Origin of the sequence: Pedobacter lusitanus, from assembly GCF_040026395.1 — a bacterium.
Classification (GTDB): domain Bacteria; phylum Bacteroidota; class Bacteroidia; order Sphingobacteriales; family Sphingobacteriaceae; genus Pedobacter; species Pedobacter lusitanus.
Genome location: NZ_CP157278.1, coordinates 2,547,478 through 2,562,630 on the forward strand (window position 1 = coordinate 2,547,478; position 15,153 = coordinate 2,562,630).

Here is a 15,153-nt window from a genome sequence, read left to right on the forward strand (position 1 = left end):
TTTTATCATCTGATTTTAAGCAGCCTGTTCCTCTATAGAACAGCTGATAGCCGATTTTGTTCCCTAACGCAGATCGAAAAGACTATCCACGCCTAAAAGTTTAACAGAGGTGAAGCCTTCCGCATAGGTCGCACCAATAGGTTTACCCATTTCTCTGGCTCTGGCAATGACACTTTCAAAAAATTCAGGTGATGAGATATAGGTTACAGGCCCATCCAGTTCAGGTGTTTGATTCAACTCCGGACTATGGAACTGTGTCTTGAACGCTTTGATAGCATTAATTTTTGTTTCTATATAGGGGGTGATATCAATGATCACATCAGGTTTAATATACGTATCCTGTATATACTGCAGAAACAAACGTGGTCTCCAGGCTTCCTGAGCTACCCCATCCTGCATGGTTTTTACTTTAGGCAAACCTGCGAGAAAACAGGAATCCCCGGCTAAAGAGGCTGCTCTTCCATGATCAGGATGACGGTCACGTATAGCATTCCCCAGTACAATTTCGGGCTGATATTTACGGATCATCCTAACTACTTCCAGCTGATGTTCTTCATCATTTTTGAAAAACCCATCTTTGAATTTCAGATTTTCACGGGCATGCAAACCTAATATTTTTGCAGAGTCGGCAGCTTCCTGATCACGGGTTTCGGCTGTTCCCCGGCTTCCGAGTTCTCCCCTGGTAAAATCTACTATACCAACTTTTTTACCTTGTGCAATATGTTTTATAATTGTACCTGAACATCCTAATTCGGCATCATCCGGATGTACGGCTAATACGAGTATATCTAATTTCATTTATTTAATATTGTCTTTTTGGTTAGACAGAGCCTTTGGCGATTCAACTAATTATTACACTGTGCGTTTAATAATCAGGCCAATCACGCCAGGTTCATTTTTTTTGTTTTAATTACTGGAGAGAGCGATCACCATTTTAAAGAAGACGCTGAATTTTCTTTCTGACCTTTGAAGATAAAGGTTTGGTAAATGGAAAAAAGTAGTCTACTACTTCACCATTTTTATTAATGAGATATTTATGAAAATTCCATCTTGGTGTGGATTTAATATGACCATTGAGTTCTTTATTCCCCAAAAACTTATAGATCGGATTGGCTTGTGAGCCTCTGACCATAATTTTTTCGAATACCGGAAATTTAACCCCGTAATTTTGTTCGCAGAACTCATAAATAGCAGTGCCTTCCAAAGGTTCCTGCCCGCCAAAATCATTGGAAGGAAAACCAAGAACCTCGAATTCTTCATGACTTAATGAATCTCTTAACTCCTGAAGCTCTTTTAATTGAGGAGCAAAACCACAGGCCGATGCGATATTGACAACCAGAAGTACTTTACCTTTATAGTCAGCTAATTTTTTGTCTTGTCCATTGATTAGTTTTGCATTAAACTGGTAAATACTCTGAGTTTTTTCTTCCATATTTATTGACGGTAAAAACCTGAAGTCTGAATAATAGATTCTATATCTCTTTCTTCCTCAGGATTATAAGTGCTTTTTAAATTGTGGCCCACTACTCTCGCAACAGACTGGTAGATGAAGGCTTTTACACCTCCCTGTGTTTCTTTGACAATTTCGTAAGTGGTACGCCCTACTTCTCTGTCAATTAATTTCGTTAGAATCTGGCCCTGAGTAATAGTCAGTTCTTTAATCTCGGTATTGAACATTTTTTTAATCTCAGCGTCACAGGCTTTGACTAGTTTTTTATGTTCTTTACGATCTGTGGTTACAGCGAGATCACGCTCCAGCTGCTCATATCTTCTTTTTGCAAAAAGAGCATAAGGCATGACTTTCAGGACATTGTAACGGAGTCTGTTAAAAGCAGCGCGGTCTGCAGGGGTTTTGAAAATCCGGGTTCCGTATATAACTACCTCATTAAGAGGTATCCATGGTATCATTTCGCCGTCTTCATTTGTAGAAGCTACCCTGATGGTATCATTTTTGCCCTTTACAGGAAACCTGACAGGCACAGAACTTTCCTGGGCCTTTAGTTCACCTACGGCAATAATGACAAATAACAGAATAAATAAACTGCAAAATTTCATAAATTTATACTCCCACGAAGTTAAAGCAAATTTAATACATTAGGTTTATAACTAAATCTAATATATTCTTAAACGATTAACAAGCTATAATTATTACGAAAATAATACAAATGAAGAATACCCTAGTGATTGATTTAGAAGCAGAAAAGCAAGAAATCCTGAAGAGATACCGTGCCCTCTTGCGTGCCTGTAAGCCAACATTACAAAAAGGGGATAAAAAAGAAATCAGAAAAGCATTCGATATGGCCCTTGAAAGTCATAAAGACATGCGCAGAAAATCTGGTGAACCCTATATCTATCACCCTATTGCTGTGGCTCAAATCGCTGCTGAGGAAATCGGACTCGGAACAACATCTATCGTATGTGCACTATTGCATGATGTCGTAGAGGACACGGAAATTACACTCGAAGATATTGAAAGAGAGTTTGGGAAGAAAACTGCCAAAATCATTGACGGCCTGACTAAAATTGCAGGTGTTTTTGATTATAACAGCTCTTTACAGGCCGAGAACTTCAGGAAAATGCTGCTTACCCTGGCCGATGATGTGAGGGTAATTTTAATTAAGCTGGCAGATCGTCTGCATAACATGCGTACCATGGATTTTATGCCAAGGCACAAGCAGTTAAAGATTGCATCTGAAACTATTTATCTGTATGCTCCGCTGGCACACAGGCTGGGTTTGTATGCCATCAAGTCTGAGCTGGAAGATCTTTCCATGAAATATCTGGAGCCGGATACTTATAAATTTATTGCGACCAAACTGAATGAGAAAAAGGCAGAGCGTACGCTTTTTGTTAAACATTTCGTAGAGCCTATCAATGAAATCCTGGCTGAACAGGGTTTTGTAGCCAGCATTTATGGCAGACCAAAATCTATCCATTCGATATGGAATAAGATGAAAAAGAAAAATATTCCTTTTGAAGAGGTATATGACCTTTTTGCCATCCGTATTATTCTGGACAGCTCACCTGAAAATGAAAAAGCAGATTGCTGGAAAGCCTATTCTATAGTTACCGATTTATACCGGCCTAACCCGGATCGTCTGCGTGACTGGGTATCTTCTCCCAAGGGTAACGGTTACGAATCTCTGCACACCACAGTAATGGGACCTAAAGGTCAGTGGGTTGAAGTACAGATCCGTACACAAAGGATGAATGAGATTGCAGAGAAAGGTTTTGCAGCCCACTGGAAATACAAAGAATCAAGCAATGACAATGGTCTGGATCAGTGGATTCTGAAAGTGAGGGAAATGCTGAACAATCCGGAAGCCAATGCACTGGATTTTCTGGATGACTTCAAAATGAACCTGTTTTCGGATGAGATTTTCATCTTTACACCTAAAGGTGCACTGATACAGCTTCCGCTGGGCGCAACTGCACTGGATTTTGCGTTTGAGATCCATACCGATGTAGGGGCAAAATGTATAGGGGCAAAAGTGAATCACAAACTGGTTCCGCTTTCCTATAAACTGCAGAATGGAGACCAGGTAGAAATTATTACTTCTGGAAAACAGGTTCCCAAAGAAGACTGGCTGAATATTGTGGTTACCGCAAAAGCCAAATCCAAAATCAAGTCTTCACTTAAAGAGGAAAAAAGAAAAATTGCGGAAGGTGGAAAGGAAACACTGGAACGTAAGCTCAAATCTTTAAAGATTACCTATAACACGGATAATCTGAACAAACTGAGTTATTTTTTCAAATTATCTTCTACTCAGGAGCTTTTTATTGCTGTAGCAACCGGAAAGATCGAGTTGAAAGACCTGAAAGAATACCTGGCCAGCGAAAAGGAAATTGAAAACAGAGGAACCGAAAGAAATGAAGGACAACAGATTGAGGCTTTATTAAATAAAGTAAAAGGTCCGGAGTCTGATATTTTACTGATTGGTGAAGATCTGCAGAAAATAGACTATACGCTTGCTGCCTGCTGTAATCCTATTCCTGGTGATGATGTATTTGGTTTTGTAACGGTAAGTGAAGGAATTAAAATACACCGGACCAATTGCCCGAATGCCGCACAGCTGATGGCCAATTATGGTTACAGGGTAGTCAAAGCAAAATGGAATAAACAACAGGAACTTACTTTCCTTACCGGGCTGCATATTATTGGTATTGACGATGTCGGACTGATCAATAATATCACCAAAGTAATTTCCGGAGACTTTAAAGTAAATATGCGTTCTATTACAGTAGATACAGATAATGGTATTTTTGATGGTTCAATTATGATCTTTGTCAACGATAAAGAGCATCTGGATAACCTGATTAAAAACCTGCTGGAAGTAAAAGGGGTAACAGGAGTAACCCGTTTTGACGCGTAGAGATTTTAAAATTGAATTTTTAATAAAAATTTTAAGTTTATCTGTTTAAATTGCTTCTGAGTCAGAATGAAGCAATAAACAGATAAATTTTAAAGAGTTTCGCAGGGTTCTGTATAAAAAATGATACCTTTGAAAGGAGTTTTAAAACTATGTCTACAAACCATAACAGCGAGTTGGTTAGAAAAATATTCGAAGCTTATCTCGAAAATAAAAGTCTGAGGAAAACGCCTGAGCGTTTTGCCATCTTAGAAGAAATCTATTCCAGAGATGATCATTTCGATGTAGAAACCCTCTACATCCATATGAAAAACCAGAAATACAGAGTAAGCAGGGCTACCGTGTACAATACACTGGAGTTGCTTGTTTCCTGTGACCTGGTTACTAAACATCAGTTTGGAAAGAACATGGCCCAGTTCGAAAAATCGTATGGCTACCACCAGCATGATCATGTTATCTGCATTGATTGTGGTAAAGTTGTTGAGTTCTGTGATCCAAGGATCCACCAGATTCAGAGCATGGTAGGTGAATTACTGAAATTCGATATTAAACATCACTCTTTAAATTTATATGGCAGTTGCTTTGACTGTGCTGCAAAAGCATCCATTAAACAAAAAGAGGATATTAAACACGCAAGTTAAACAACACAATTATAATCTTTTCTTAAATTAAAATAATGACGCAAGTAGACGTGCTTCTTGGCCTGCAATGGGGCGATGAGGGCAAAGGAAAAATTGTTGACGTATTATGTCCGCAGTATGATTTGATAGCTCGTTTTCAAGGCGGACCGAATGCCGGCCACACCTTAGAGTTTGATGGCAAAAAGTTTGTTTTAAATACTATTCCTTCTGGTATTTTCAACAAAGGTACCATGAATCTGATTGGTAATGGTGTGGTAGTCGATCCCATCATTTTAAAAAGAGAACTGGACAACCTGAAAACTGCAGGTCACGATCCTATTGCCAATGGCAAACTGGTGATTGCACGTAAAGCACACCTGATTCTTCCTACTCACCAGCTTTTAGATGCTGCAAATGAGCAGAAAATGGGTAAAGATAAAATCGGTTCTACACTTAAAGGTATAGGCCCGACTTATATGGATAAAACCGGACGTAATGGTTTACGTGTTGGTGATACTACTTTACCGGATTTCAAAGAGCGTTACAATAAACTGGTTACCAAACACAAAGAATTACTTTCTCATTATAACTTTGAGTATGACCTGACAGAAAAAGAAGCTGCTTTCTTTGAGGCTATAGAGTTTATCAAAACTATTCCTCATGTAGACAGTGAGCACTTTGTAAACGGTTATCTTAAAGAAGGTAAAAAAGTTCTTGCAGAAGGTGCACAGGGTACATTACTTGACATTGATTTCGGTTCTTATCCTTTCGTAACTTCTTCTAATACAACTACTGCTGGTGCATGTACCGGTTTAGGTATTGCGCCAAACAAAATCGGAAGTGTGATCGGAATTTTCAAAGCTTACTGCACCCGTGTAGGCAGCGGTCCTTTCCCTACTGAGCTTGAAGATGAAGTTGGAGAAAACCTGCGTCAGGTAGGCCATGAATTTGGGGCTACTACTGGCAGACCACGCCGTTGCGGATGGATTGACCTTCCTGCACTGAAATATGCAATCATGCTGAACGGAGTTACTGAAATGGTAATGACCAAAGCTGATGTATTGAGCGGATTTGATACAATCTACGCTTGTACGCACTACGAACATAATGGTGAAACGATTGATTACATGCCGTATGATATCATTTCTATTAAACCAACACCGGTTGTTAAAGCAATTGAAGGCTGGAAAACTGATATCACTAAAATCACTGAAGTTGGTCAGATTCCTGCTCAGCTTGCTTCTTATATCGCTTTCCTGGAAAAAGAACTGGAAGTACCGGTAAGATATCTTTCTGTTGGTCCGGACAGAGTACAAACACTGATCCTTCCTTAAGAGATCAATTTACATACAAAAGGCGGCCTGGTGCCGCCTTTTTTTATTTAAGCCTGATAGCTGTGTATGATAAAAGAAATACACGACAATTACTACAATTTGACTACAATGAACGCTCAGGAATTAATTTCATTTAAACAAAAGGCCTTACAATGGGCAGCTCAGTTTGAGGTGTGCTGTTATTTTGACTCCAATGGATATACTGATCCTTATTCCAGGTATGATTTTCTGCTTGCTGCCGGAGCCCGGCAGGAGTTAAATACTGCCACAGGCAACGCATTTAAAACTTTGCAAACATTCTCACAGGAGAACCCGGGATGGTTATTTGGTTTACTAAGTTATGACCTTAAAAATGAGATCGAAAACTTAACCTCTGCTAAGGAGAATAAACTGGATTTCCCGGATTTATTTTTCTTCGTCCCGCAATATCTGGTTGCCGTTAAAAACGGAAATATTGAAGTTCTGGCCGGCCCTGAAGATTTGCCTGACACAATTAGCAGATTGCAGCTGTCTAAGACCGCTCCTGCCCCCTCATTGCATCCTGAGCCTAAAATGGATAGGAAGACTTACCTGTCTAAAGTAAATGAGCTTAGAGAACATATAGCCAGGGGCGATATTTATGAGGTCAATTTCTGCCAGGAGTTTTTCGCAGAAAATGCGGCTATAAATCCTTATGAAGTTTATCTTAATCTGAACAAACTATCTCCCACCCCATTTTCAGGTTTTTTCAAACTCCACGGCAAATATATTCTTTCTGCAAGTCCTGAACGTTTTCTGTGTAAACGAGGCGAACAGCTGATTTCACAGCCAATTAAAGGAACGGCTAAACGAAGTCATAACCAAATTGAAGATGAACTGATTAAAACAGCTTTAAAAAACAATCTTAAAGAACAGGCAGAGAATGTAATGATTGTTGATCTGGTCAGAAACGATTTAACGAAAAGTGCAATCAGGGGTACAGTTAAAGTAAATGAGCTTTTTGGCATTTACAGCTTCCCCCAGGTACATCAGATGATTTCTACGGTAAGCTGCAGAATGAATCCCGAACTGCACCCCGTGGAAGCTATAGCCAATACTTTCCCAATGGGATCTATGACTGGTGCACCTAAAGTACGGGCCATGGAACTGATTGAAGAAACTGAATGCAGCAGAAGAGGTATTTACTCTGGTGCTTTCGGCTATTTTGATCCTGAAGGTGATTTCGATTTTAATGTGGTTATCCGCAGTATCCTTTATAATGAAGAGAAAAAATATCTGTCATTTCAGGTTGGCGGAGCAATCACTTTTGCTTCTTCTGCCGAAGCGGAATATGAAGAATGTATGCTGAAAGCTTCAGCTATGATTAAAACGCTGAAGGGGCCGCATTAGCGGCCCCTTCTATAGTTTCTTTCCTGTCAGTACCAAGAAATAATCCTTCAACTGATTATTTTATTCTTTACTGCATTCTGCTTTTTTAGCGTTGCGGCTTTCCTGTAGGAGAATTAAAGTATCGCTTTGCCTCTGGCAGATCTCTCTGAATCTGAGCAATCCTTGTGGCATCTGCAGGGTGAGTACTTAAAAATTCTGCCGGTTTCTGTGAACCCTGGCTCACAGCTGCCATTCTCTGCCAGAAACTAACTGCATTGGAAGGATCGTAACCGGCCATAGACATAAAAATAAGGCCCAGATGATCAGCCTCCAGTTCTTGTGTTCTGGAATTAGGTAACAGATAAAAACCCTGCGCGCCAACACCATAGATTTTACTAATAGCTGCCTGTGTGGCTTCAGACTGATTACCGGTCGCAGCACCTAATAAACCTCCCACACCTTGTGCCAGTGCTGCTTTTGAAGCACGCTCTGAAGAGTGTTGCGCTATCGCATGGGCAATCTCATGTCCCATTACGGTTGCCAGTCCTGCATCATCCCTGGTAACAGGTAAAATACCTGAATAAACAGCAACTTTACCACCTGGCATACACCAGGCATTTACTTCTTTACTGTCAATCAGATTAAATTCCCATCTGAATCCCTGAATCTGAGCAGCATAACCGTTGGCATTCATATATTTTGTTACTGCCGAGGCAATCTTCTCCCCTATGCGTTTGACTCTCACCGCATCAGCATTATTTAATATTTTGGTTTTAGGGTCTTTTAAAAGTGTGGTGTAACTCTGTGCTGCAGCAGTCTGCATTTCACTTTCATTGACAAAACTTATGCGGTTTCTCCCTGACAACGGGACTGTAGAGCATGCGTAGGTCATCGATACTACAGCAGCAATACCCAGCAATGTTAATTTCTTCATCGGTCTTTAGTTAATAGGTGTTTTCTTTTTAAACAGGTAGACTTTTGATTCTTTGCCCTTCAGTAAGCGTTCCAGATTTTTCTGGTGTGTAACCAGAATCAGAATACAGACACACATACCATATAACACTTCAGATTTTATCGAAGAGTGAAATATAAAAACAATTCCCAGAGGGAATGTAAAGCCTGCACATATTGAACTCAGCGATACGTATTTTGTAACCAGAAGCACTACCACGAAGACAAGAACACAAAGCATAGCTGCCGGAAAATTAACTGCCAAAATCATTCCAAAAAGCGTTGCTACCCCTTTACCACCCCTGAAACCAGCGAAAATAGGGAACAAATGTCCCATTACAGCCGTCACACCTAATGCCAGCTCATAATTAACAAATTGAGAAGAGTTATGTGGCCCGGTTACAGACAGACCTATAAAATAGGCAAGTTTTGTAGCAGTGTATCCTTTAGCAATATCTATGGTCATTACAGCCAGACCAGCTTTTTTACCCAATACGCGAAAAGTATTCGTTGCACCGGCATTTCCACTGCCGTATTCTCTTACGTCAATACCATAAAATGCCTGCCCGATCCAAACCGCTGTCGGGATAGACCCACAGAGATAAGCCAGGATAACTGCAGAAATAGAATAGATAGATATCATACCTTAATAGGCTTTTAAACTCATGTCTAAACTTTTAACTGAGTGGGTCAATGCACCCATAGAGATATAATCAACTCCACATGCTGCATATTCAGTTATACTTTCTTCGGTAATCCCACCGGATGCTTCTGTTGTAAACCGATGATCGATCAGTTTCACAGCCTGTTTAAGGTCAGCAAAGCTGAAATTATCAAGCATAATCCTATTTACCATACCTTTTTCCAATACCTGGTTCAATTCTTCCAGGTTTCTAACTTCAATCTCTATTTCCAGTTTTTTCCCTTTATCTGCAAGATACTGATTAGCAGCGGTAATTGCATTAGCAATACCACCAGCATAATCAACGTGATTATCCTTGATCAGGATCATATCATATAATCCTATCCGGTGATTCACTCCTCCACCTATTCTCACTGCCCATTTCTCCAGATACCGCAATCCGGGAGTAGTTTTCCTGGTATCCAGGATTTGGGTCTGATAAGGCGCAAGTAATTGGGTAACGTGATGGGTTTTGGTTGCAATACCACTCATTCTCTGCATACAGTTCAGTACGAGTCTTTCTGCCAGTAAAATGGAATGTGAACTACCACTAACGGTAAAGGCGATATCGCCATATCTGACTGCATCCCCATCCTTCAAAAAGACTTCGGTTTGCAAAGATGAATCTACCTGGTTGAAAATTTCGATTGCAAGTTCTACTCCGGCAAGTATACCATCCTCTTTAATCAAAAGCTTTGCTTTCCCCTGAGTACCGGCAGGGATGGTAGACATAGAGGTATGATCGCCATCACCAAGATCTTCGGCAATAGCATTTTTTATAAATAGGTCTATTAATTTCTTATCCAAAACATGTATTTTAGATCAAAAATAGCATTTTTACCTAAATTTGCATTACTATTTATCCGGTTCAATCCGTAATTCTGTGATAAAAAAGGTGTTAGCTGTTTTTTTGAGTGTAACAGCGACCCTGAATTTCCCGTTTTTCGAGCTTAGGGACAGGATACCAAACCTGTAATTCGGATTCGTATTAATGAGGTGCACTACTGTAGAATTTACAGGGGTGTTTTTTGTGAAAAATTCTCTGAGTATCTGTTCGGCCTGAGCTTTAGTGTACACATCTTCTTCCTCATTTATGGTTAATTCTACAGATGGGGAAAAACTTTTACTGATTTCTTTTGAATTTCCAGTCTTGAATAACGCAGACAGTGAATCCACAATATCCCCCTGAAGCAATCCAGGATTGAATAATTGGGTCACAAATATCGCCGCCATAAGTAAGGGTCTAATCATATTCTAAAGATAACAATAAATACGCACACAAATTATGCCATTAAATTATAAGATTATATTTTAAATACATAGATAGTATAAAGACACATTTGTAACTTAGCCATTGACTATAAACCAAATACGAAACAAAATGCTCAAAAGAACCACTGCTACACTATGCCTGATGCTGATATTTTTAAGCGGACTAAAGGCCCAGAATCCCAATAATGACCGCGCAAAGTGGTTTAAAGAGGCAAAATTTGGAATGATGGTGCACTGGGGACTCTACAGTATTCTGGGCGGAAGTTACAACGGGCATACCCTGCCGGATTCAACTTTAAAACATGCTGAAGGCTGGTATGCTGAATGGGCACAGCAAAGATTAGAGGTCCCGGCAAAAGAATATCAGGCATTGGTAAAACAATTTAATCCTGTAAATTTTGATGCTGATCAATGGATTTTTGAAGCTAAAAATGCGGGTATGAAATACTTTGTAATTACGGCTAAACATCATGATGGATTTGCCCTCTGGGACTCTAAAGTATCAACCTATGATATTGGAAGCACACCTTATAAAAAAGACATCCTTGGTGATTTAGCGAAAGCCTGTAAAAAGTACGGGGTAAAGCTTGGCTTTTATTATTCTCATTGTGAAGACTGGGAACATCCGGGCGGTGCAACACCGGAATGGTTACCCAGAAAAACGGATGCCGAATTTGAGCAGTACTGGACTCAGAAATGTCTGCCGCAGATTTCAGAACTGATTCACAATTACAATCCTGATTTATTCTGGTTTGATACCTGGGGTGATGAACAGGAAAAAACATTTATTTCGGATAAACGACGTGACCAGCTGATTGCACTGATCAGAAAAGAAAGCCCCAAATGTTTGATTAACGGCCGTATTTCTTATCTGAATCCAGGTGATGATATAGATTTCCTTGAAATGATGGATAATACTTATCCGGAAAAACTACAGACAAGACCATGGCAAACTGCTGCAACAATGGTTAACTCCTGGGGCTGGCACGCTAAAGATTACAACTGGAAACCCGCTAACCAGATGCTGGGTTATCTGATTGGTAACGTAGCTAAAGGTGGCAACTACTTATTAAACATAGGTCCAAAACCAAATGGAGAGATCCCGGCTGCTGCTATTCAGCGCCTACGCGAAATGGGTGGCTGGTTAACAGCTAACGGAGAGGCCGTTTATGGAACCGCCCATGTTAATACGCCTGCAATCAAAGATGTTTACCTGACGCAGAAAACTACTGCAAATGGGGAGAAATATGTTTTTGCAAGTATTGTTAAACCCTTAAACACTGCATCACTGGTATTACCATTTCCGGCATCAGCTATTCAGACCTGCAAACTGCTGGAATCAGATATGCCAATCAGTTTCAGTGAAGCTGAAAACAATCAGGTTTCCCTGTTATTGCCCAAAAATATCACAGCTCCCTGCAGTGGGATCCAGGTTATAAAAATACTAATGAAGAATTAATTGATTTACCTTGTATTATAAAGGGCTGCGGAAATAATCAAAGCTAGTGTATAAATTACAATTAGATACCTTTTCCAAAATCAATAAAAGTTATATTTGTTTGATCCCTGTCTCAATTCGATAATCGGGTGAAAGAAACAGGATGCTCAGACATTATTTATCAGCGAAATATCAATTCAATTTAAATGAATAATAAAAAAGTAATGCTCCTCATTCTGGATGGATGGGGTTACGGAAAACAAGACAATTCGGATGCTGCCTATGCAGCAAACACTCCTTTCTTTGATTCTCTGCTAAAAAATTATCCTAATTCCAAACTGGAAGCATCTGGTGAAGCGGTAGGACTGCCTGCCGGACAGATGGGAAATTCAGAGGTTGGACATATGAATCTTGGTGCAGGAAGAATAGTTTACCAGGAACTGGGAAGAATCAATAAAGCAATAAGTGATGGTTCTATCAAAACCAATCAGACTTTAGTTGACGCATTTGACTATGCAAAGCAAAATAACAAAGCTGTTCACTTCATCGGGCTGGTGTCTGATGGCGGCGTACATGCGCATATCAATCATTTAAAAGGTCTATGTGATGCAGCAAATGACAAAGGATTGAAAGATGTTTTTGTTCACGCCTTTTTAGATGGCCGAGATACAGATCCGAATTCAGGACTGGGCTTCATTAATGAACTTGATGAGCATCTGAAAACTTCTACAGGTAAGATAGCAAGTCTGATTGGCCGCTACTATGCAATGGACAGAGATTCACGCTGGGAACGTGTTAAACAGGCTTATGATCTGATGACTAAAGGCATTGGTGAGCACACACAGAATCCACTAAAAGCAATTGAACAGTCATATGCTGATGGGATCACAGATGAATTCATCAAACCTATAGTTGTAACAGGAGAAGACAATCAACCGCTGGCAACTATTCAGCCTGATGATGTGGTCATATGCTTTAACTACAGAACTGACAGAGGCAGAGAAATCACCGCTGCGCTGACTCAGCACGACTATCCTGACTTTGGTATGCATAAACTGCCATTATATTATGTAACGATGACCACTTATGATGAGAACTTTGAAAATGTAAAAGTTGTTTTCACCAAGGATGATCTGACAGAAACACTGGGAGAAATCTTAGAGAGAAATCATAAAAATCAAATCCGCATTGCTGAGACAGAGAAATATCCTCATGTCACTTTCTTTTTTTCCGGCGGCAGAGAACTGGCTTTTGAAAATGAGAAAAGATTAATGATTCCTTCTCCGAAGGTGGCCACCTATGATCTTAAACCAGAGATGAGTGCTCAGGGAATTACTGATGCTATTATCCAGGAACTGGAAACTGGCTGGGCAGATTTCATCTGTCTGAATTTTGCCAATCCGGACATGGTTGGCCATACCGGTGTATTTGATGCTGTGGTTAAGGCTGTGGAAACGGCAGATCGCTGCGCTGAAGCTGTGGTTACAAAAGGTCTTGAAAATGGCTATGCTTTTATCATCCTTGCGGATCATGGAAATTCAGAATTCATGGTTAATAATGATGGTTCAGTAAATACTGCACATACCACTAATCTTGTTCCCTGTATTTTAGTTGGCACTGATTATAAATTTATTGCAGATGGTAAACTAGGTGATATTGCTCCAACTATTCTTAAATTGATGGGCATTGAAAAACCTGAGATTATGACAGGAAATTATTTGATATAATGAACAAAAAAATATCATTTCTTTCTTTAAGCGTTTTGTTTTTTGCGGCCTGTAATTCTGCAGCGCCCAAAAAACAGGCTGCTGCTTCAGCCTATTTTGATCTGAAAGATTATATGATTACTGAAGCTAAAAGGCTTACAGCACTCAATCCTGAGATAGATAAGACAGTTATTGTCAACGGGGCTGCAGAGCGCAGGAAAGTAAAAATTGCGGACTGGCCGAAAGAGCTGTCTGTTTTTTCTGATGCTGACATTAATAAATCTGCCTGGCAGGGACTGTTTACAGCAGCAAAGGGCAAAGATACTGAGACTTATCTTTCTGACAATGAAAAGGTACCAGTCAAATCTTTAAGTATCAGTTATAAAAACGGTAAGGTTCGTGGTATTAAATTACTGATCAGTAATGTGAATTCACTTTATACTTCCAATGATACGCTTTCCTATTTTCCAGATAGTTTATATGAAGTTAAAAAGATACAGCACATCAAACTCCTGAATGGCAAAAGCTACACCATTACAGGAAAGTTCAAATAAAGATTAAAAAAAAAGCCAGAGACATGCTCTGGCTTTTTTTTTAATCTTTATTTGAATCCTGCAAAACTTAAGAACTGATAAGCTTATTTCAGGCTTGCAATCTGCGCCTTAACGTAATCTATTAATGAAATAATATCTTTACGTAGCGGCTGTACGGTCAGCACCTTTTGAAAATCTGTAATTGAGTTGTTAAACAACACGATACAGGCATCTTTGTCCACACGTTTTTTAATCTTATAGGATTTGTAGATAGCGTAATCTTTATAAGCTAAACCTCTGTTTTGCAACAACTGGGTATCTTCTTCTCCGTTAATCTCAATTGCTTTGCTAAAATCCTTAATGGCAGACAGATAAAAAGTATCGCGCATTTGATTCAGCGATTCTTTAGGATCATTGGCCACATTTTGTCTTGCTTTACCCCTGTAATAATAGGCAGAATAATCTGATGGTTTTACTGTAATCAGCCTGCTGTAGGTTTCTATAGAACTCTCAAAGTTACCACATTGAAAATATGAGTAGCCCAGCATCTTTAATACACTCGGGTTATTTGGAGTTTTGGAATCGGCTTTTTCCAACTGAGCCACAGCTCCTTTGTAATCGCCTTTCATCATTGCCTGCATTCCTAATTTATCATAACTCCCGCTTTGAGCAAAGCCGGTATTGGCAGAAACAACCAAAAGTAGTATAAGCGCTTTTTTAATATAGTTCATCAAATTTTATTTAATAAAGAATAAAGATATAAAATGATAGATATTATTACCCATAATTTACACATCATTTATTGATATTAAAAGGTAAACGTTGAAAAAACCGAAATATGATATGGGAGTCAAATAATATTACATATTCTGACTTTTTAACAGATAAAAACCAATAATG

General features: G+C 39.4%; 15 protein-coding genes. 7 read left to right on the forward strand and 8 right to left on the reverse strand.

The features are described from left to right. Positions 1-63: 63 nt before the first annotated feature. The 3 genes from bshB1 to PL_RS10770 form a co-directional block, all read right to left on the reverse strand. Positions 64-798, reverse strand: a complete 735-nt coding sequence (bshB1, locus tag PL_RS10760) for a bacillithiol biosynthesis deacetylase BshB1 (protein ID WP_041885191.1) — start codon at positions 796-798, stop codon at positions 64-66. A 136-nt stretch (positions 799-934) separates the two neighbouring features. Then, positions 935-1,432: a glutathione peroxidase gene (locus tag PL_RS10765; protein WP_041885194.1), complete on the reverse strand. Its 498-nt coding sequence runs from the start codon at positions 1,430-1,432 to the stop codon at positions 935-937. A 2-nt stretch (positions 1,433-1,434) separates the two neighbouring features. After that, positions 1,435-2,055, reverse strand: coding sequence for a DUF4294 domain-containing protein (locus PL_RS10770; protein WP_041885198.1), 621 nt, complete (start codon positions 2,053-2,055; stop codon positions 1,435-1,437). Positions 2,056-2,165: 110 nt separating this feature from the next. On the opposite strand from PL_RS10770, the gene PL_RS10775 reads away from it, so the two are divergent. From PL_RS10775 to PL_RS10790, 4 genes are all read left to right on the forward strand, one after another. After that, on the forward strand, positions 2,166-4,373 hold the full coding sequence (locus PL_RS10775; protein ID WP_041885201.1) for a RelA/SpoT family protein: 2,208 nt from the start codon (positions 2,166-2,168) through the stop codon (positions 4,371-4,373). Between the two features lie 149 nt (positions 4,374-4,522). Continuing rightward, on the forward strand, positions 4,523-5,011 hold the full coding sequence (locus PL_RS10780; protein ID WP_041885203.1) for a Fur family transcriptional regulator: 489 nt from the start codon (positions 4,523-4,525) through the stop codon (positions 5,009-5,011). A 35-nt stretch (positions 5,012-5,046) separates the two neighbouring features. Then, positions 5,047-6,324: an adenylosuccinate synthase gene (locus tag PL_RS10785; RefSeq protein ID WP_041885205.1), complete on the forward strand. Its 1,278-nt coding sequence runs from the start codon at positions 5,047-5,049 to the stop codon at positions 6,322-6,324. Positions 6,325-6,390: 66 nt separating this feature from the next. After that, on the forward strand, positions 6,391-7,692 hold the full coding sequence (locus tag PL_RS10790; protein WP_348621671.1) for an anthranilate synthase component I family protein: 1,302 nt from the start codon (positions 6,391-6,393) through the stop codon (positions 7,690-7,692). A gap of 85 nt (positions 7,693-7,777) precedes the next feature. Here PL_RS10790 and PL_RS10795 read toward each other — a convergent pair whose 3' ends face one another. From PL_RS10795 to PL_RS10810, 4 genes are read right to left on the reverse strand one after another with little or no spacing between them, the layout of a single operon-like run. Beyond that, positions 7,778-8,605, reverse strand: a complete 828-nt coding sequence (locus PL_RS10795; protein ID WP_041885207.1) for a M48 family metallopeptidase — start codon at positions 8,603-8,605, stop codon at positions 7,778-7,780. Positions 8,606-8,611: 6 nt separating this feature from the next. Next, positions 8,612-9,265 carry a glycerol-3-phosphate 1-O-acyltransferase PlsY gene (gene plsY, locus PL_RS10800; RefSeq protein WP_041885209.1) on the reverse strand — a complete coding sequence of 218 codons (654 nt, stop codon included), beginning with the start codon at positions 9,263-9,265 and terminating at the stop codon, positions 8,612-8,614. A gap of 3 nt (positions 9,266-9,268) precedes the next feature. Beyond that, complete coding sequence (gene nadC / locus PL_RS10805) at positions 9,269-10,111, reverse strand: carboxylating nicotinate-nucleotide diphosphorylase (RefSeq protein WP_041885211.1); 843 nt, start codon at positions 10,109-10,111, stop codon at positions 9,269-9,271. Positions 10,112-10,159: 48 nt separating this feature from the next. Continuing rightward, positions 10,160-10,537 carry a DUF4783 domain-containing protein gene (locus PL_RS10810; protein WP_235324621.1) on the reverse strand — a complete coding sequence of 126 codons (378 nt, stop codon included), beginning with the start codon at positions 10,535-10,537 and terminating at the stop codon, positions 10,160-10,162. Positions 10,538-10,685: 148 nt separating this feature from the next. On the opposite strand from PL_RS10810, the gene PL_RS10815 reads away from it, so the two are divergent. The 3 genes from PL_RS10815 (at position 10,686) to PL_RS10825 (ending at position 14,274) form a co-directional block, all read left to right on the forward strand. Next, complete coding sequence (locus PL_RS10815; protein WP_041885217.1) at positions 10,686-12,035, forward strand: alpha-L-fucosidase; 1,350 nt, start codon at positions 10,686-10,688, stop codon at positions 12,033-12,035. A gap of 185 nt (positions 12,036-12,220) precedes the next feature. After that, positions 12,221-13,741, forward strand: coding sequence for a 2,3-bisphosphoglycerate-independent phosphoglycerate mutase (gene gpmI / locus PL_RS10820; RefSeq protein ID WP_041885219.1), 1,521 nt, complete (start codon positions 12,221-12,223; stop codon positions 13,739-13,741). Beyond that, positions 13,741-14,274, forward strand: a complete 534-nt coding sequence (locus PL_RS10825; RefSeq protein ID WP_041885222.1) for a hypothetical protein — start codon at positions 13,741-13,743, stop codon at positions 14,272-14,274. Before gpmI ends, PL_RS10825 begins: the two co-directional genes overlap by 1 nt. Before the next feature lie 83 nt (positions 14,275-14,357). Here the strand turns inward: PL_RS10825 and PL_RS10830 are convergent, their stop codons facing one another. Further along, positions 14,358-14,984 carry a tetratricopeptide repeat protein gene (locus PL_RS10830; protein WP_041883427.1) on the reverse strand — a complete coding sequence of 209 codons (627 nt, stop codon included), beginning with the start codon at positions 14,982-14,984 and terminating at the stop codon, positions 14,358-14,360. Between the last annotated feature and the right edge of the window lie 169 nt (positions 14,985-15,153).

Excerpts from the sequence above, each read along its gene's own strand:
- bshB1 (WP_041885191.1), bottom strand. The coding sequence starts at position 798 with ATGAAATTAGATATACTCGTATTAGCCGTACATCCGGATGATGCCGAA.
- PL_RS10765 (WP_041885194.1), bottom strand. The coding sequence starts at position 1,432 with ATGGAAGAAAAAACTCAGAGTATTTACCAGTTTAATGCAAAACTAATC.
- PL_RS10770 (WP_041885198.1), bottom strand. The coding sequence starts at position 2,055 with ATGAAATTTTGCAGTTTATTTATTCTGTTATTTGTCATTATTGCCGTA.
- PL_RS10775 (WP_041885201.1), top strand. The coding sequence starts at position 2,166 with ATGAAGAATACCCTAGTGATTGATTTAGAAGCAGAAAAGCAAGAAATC.
- PL_RS10780 (WP_041885203.1), top strand. The coding sequence starts at position 4,523 with ATGTCTACAAACCATAACAGCGAGTTGGTTAGAAAAATATTCGAAGCT.
- PL_RS10785 (WP_041885205.1), top strand. The coding sequence starts at position 5,047 with ATGACGCAAGTAGACGTGCTTCTTGGCCTGCAATGGGGCGATGAGGGC.
- PL_RS10790 (WP_348621671.1), top strand. The coding sequence starts at position 6,391 with ATGATAAAAGAAATACACGACAATTACTACAATTTGACTACAATGAAC.
- PL_RS10795 (WP_041885207.1), bottom strand. The coding sequence starts at position 8,605 with ATGAAGAAATTAACATTGCTGGGTATTGCTGCTGTAGTATCGATGACC.
- plsY (WP_041885209.1), bottom strand. The coding sequence starts at position 9,265 with ATGATATCTATCTATTCTATTTCTGCAGTTATCCTGGCTTATCTCTGT.
- PL_RS10810 (WP_235324621.1), bottom strand. The coding sequence starts at position 10,537 with ATGGCGGCGATATTTGTGACCCAATTATTCAATCCTGGATTGCTTCAG.
- PL_RS10815 (WP_041885217.1), top strand. The coding sequence starts at position 10,686 with ATGCTCAAAAGAACCACTGCTACACTATGCCTGATGCTGATATTTTTA.
- gpmI (WP_041885219.1), top strand. The coding sequence starts at position 12,221 with ATGAATAATAAAAAAGTAATGCTCCTCATTCTGGATGGATGGGGTTAC.
- PL_RS10825 (WP_041885222.1), top strand. The coding sequence starts at position 13,741 with ATGAACAAAAAAATATCATTTCTTTCTTTAAGCGTTTTGTTTTTTGCG.
- PL_RS10830 (WP_041883427.1), bottom strand. The coding sequence starts at position 14,984 with ATGAACTATATTAAAAAAGCGCTTATACTACTTTTGGTTGTTTCTGCC.